The following is a 2,453-nucleotide window of genomic DNA, read 5'->3' as shown; positions in this document are numbered from 1 at the left end:
CAGCGGCGCCACGGTCCCGCCGGCGTGGGCGCGCGCCGCCGGGGGCCCGCTGACGAGCCCGTCGCCGGGGTCGACGTCCTCGCGGCCGGCCAGGTGGGCGCCCAGGCCGGTGCCGGGCTGCTCGGCGACCAGCAGCAGCTCGGCCACCGGGGGGCCGCCGGGAGGGCCGTGGTGCGGGCCGCTGACGGCCACGACGACGGCCTGCGCGTCGTGGCGGTCGTCGCGCACGCAGCGGGTCCCCGTGACCAGCCAGCCCGTCGGCAGCGGCCACGGCACCCACACCGGCACCTCGGAGTGCCGGGCGATCCAGGACAGGTGCGCCGCGTCGGCGGGCTGCGCCGGTTGCAGGGGGACGACCTCGCCGTGCGCGGCGCAGGTCGCCGAGGAGTGCCAGATGCTGGGCGCCCGGACCACGTCGTCGCAGCGGGGGCACCGCGCCGTACCGCTCATGCCTCACCGTCCTACGCCGTGCGCACGCCGTCAACCCAGCCATCACTGTGCGTGATCGAGGAGGGGGGCGGACAGGTGCCGCGCGCAGGGGCGATGATGGGCCCGTGACCGCTGCCGCGACCCAGTCGACCACCACCGAGCCCGGCGCCGCGGGCGGCGGGGAGCAGCCCGTGGCCGAGCTCCTCGACGCGCAGCACCCCGAGGGCGAGCGCACCGGCGTCCCCGCGGACGCCGCGGACGCCGCGGACGCCGCGGACGCCGCGGAGGCGAAGTCGCACCGCACGCTGCCGCGCTCGGCGGCCTTCCGCCGCTTCATCGCGCAGGGCTGGGGCCCGCGCCCGGCCGAGGACACCGCCCCGGCCGCCGCCGCCCCGCACGCCGCCCGCCGCCGGCGGGTGCTGTCCTCCCTCTTCCCCGGCGAGGTGCTCGTCGTGCCCGCCGGCCCGCTGGTGCGCCGCTCCAACGACACCGACTACCGCTACCGCCCCCACTCGGCGTTCGCGCACCTGACCGGGCTGGGCACCGACCGCGAGGCAGACGCCGTGCTCGTGCTGCACCCGCGCGGCGACGTGCGCGACGGCGGCGTGCAGGACGGCGAGGGCGGGGACGCCGGCCACGAGGCGGTGCTGTACCTGCGCCCGCAGGGCAGCCGCGACTCCGAGGAGTTCTACGCCGACGCCCGCTACGGCGAGCTGTGGGTCGGCCCGCGCCCGGGCCTGGCCGCGCAGGAGGCCGTCACCGGCATCACCTGCCGCGACGTGGCGCTGCTGGCCGACGAGGTCGGCGCCTCCGTCGCCGCGGCCTCCACGGCGGGCCTGCGCGTGGTGCCCGACGCCGACCCGGCCGTCACCGCGCTCGTCGGGCCGCTGCGCACCGGCGGCGCCGAGCAGGTGCGCGCCGCCGACGACGAGCTGGTCACCGCCCTGTCCGAGCTGCGCCTGGTCAAGGACGAGTGGGAGGTGCAGCAGCTGCGCGAGGCCGTCGCCGCCACCGTCACCGGCTTCGAGGCCGTGGTGCGCTCGCTGCCGCGCGCGGTGGGGCACCCGCGCGGCGAGCGCGTCGTGGAGGCCGCCTTCGACGGCACCGCGCGGGTGGAGGGCAACGGCGTGGGCTACGAGACGATCTCCGCGGCCGGCGACCACGCCTGCACGCTGCACTGGATCCGCAACGACGGCCCCGTGCGCCCCGGCGACCTGCTGCTGCTGGACGCCGGCGTGGAGGCCGACTCCCTCTACACCGCCGACGTCACCCGAACCCTGCCCGTGGACGGGCGCTTCACCGACGCCCAGCGCCGCGTCTACCAGGCCGTGCTGGACGCCGCCGACGCCGCCTTCGCCGTCGCCAGGCCGGGGGTGCGCTTCCGCGAGGTGCACGAGGCGGCGATGCGCGTGATCGCCGACCGCCTCTCGGCCTGGGGGGTGCTGCCGGTGGACGCCGGCACCTCGCTGGGCCCGGAGGGGCAGTACCACCGCCGCTGGATGGCGCACGGCACCAGCCACCACCTGGGCCTGGACGTGCACGACTGCGCGCAGGCGCGCCGCGAGATGTACCTGGACGCCGAGCTGCGCCCCGGGATGGTCTTCACCATCGAGCCGGGCCTGTACGTCAAGAGCGAGGACGAGCTGGCGCCGGCGGAGCTGCGGGGCATCGGCGTGCGCATCGAGGACGACGTGCTGGTCACCGAGGACGGCGTGGAGAACCTCTCCGCCGCCCTGCCGCGCGACCCCGACGCCGTGGAGGCGTGGATGGCCTCGCTGCGCGGCTGACCCGCCCGCGGCACGCGCGAGGGCCCCGTCCGCCGGTGCGGACGGGGCCCTCGCGCGCGGTCGGGGGGTCAGCCCTGCCGACCGCGGTCCTCCTCCTCGCGGGCGCGCTCCTCGGCGGCGCGGCGGGCGCGGCGCTGCTCCTCGACCTTCTCGGCGTACGTGGGCCCGGACAGGTCCGGCTCGGGGTCCGGCTGCGCGGCCTCCGCGCCGGCGGGCGGGGGCCGCGCAGCCGGACCC

At 78.6% G+C, this 2,453-nt stretch carries 2 protein-coding genes; one reads left to right on the top strand and one right to left on the bottom strand.

The window, feature by feature from the left end; all coding sequences use genetic code 11:
• Nucleotides 1–450, bottom strand: a 450-nt coding sequence (locus GTR00_RS18920; protein WP_166613109.1) for a DUF6758 family protein, incomplete at its 3' end; no start/stop codon positions are given.
• Between the two features lie 104 nt (nucleotides 451–554).
• Between GTR00_RS18920 and GTR00_RS18915 the strand changes: the two genes are divergently transcribed.
• Nucleotides 555–2,216: an aminopeptidase P family protein gene (locus GTR00_RS18915; protein ID WP_323132605.1), complete on the top strand. Its 1,662-nt coding sequence runs from the start codon at nucleotides 555–557 to the stop codon at nucleotides 2,214–2,216.
• Nucleotides 2,217–2,453 lie beyond the last annotated feature (237 nt).

Source organism: Kineococcus indalonis (genome assembly GCF_009906395.1).
GTDB lineage: Bacteria > Actinomycetota > Actinomycetes > Actinomycetales > Kineococcaceae > Kineococcus > Kineococcus indalonis.
The sequence above is the reverse complement of the archived record's forward strand: the minus strand, read 5'-3'. Positions and strand labels throughout refer to the sequence as shown.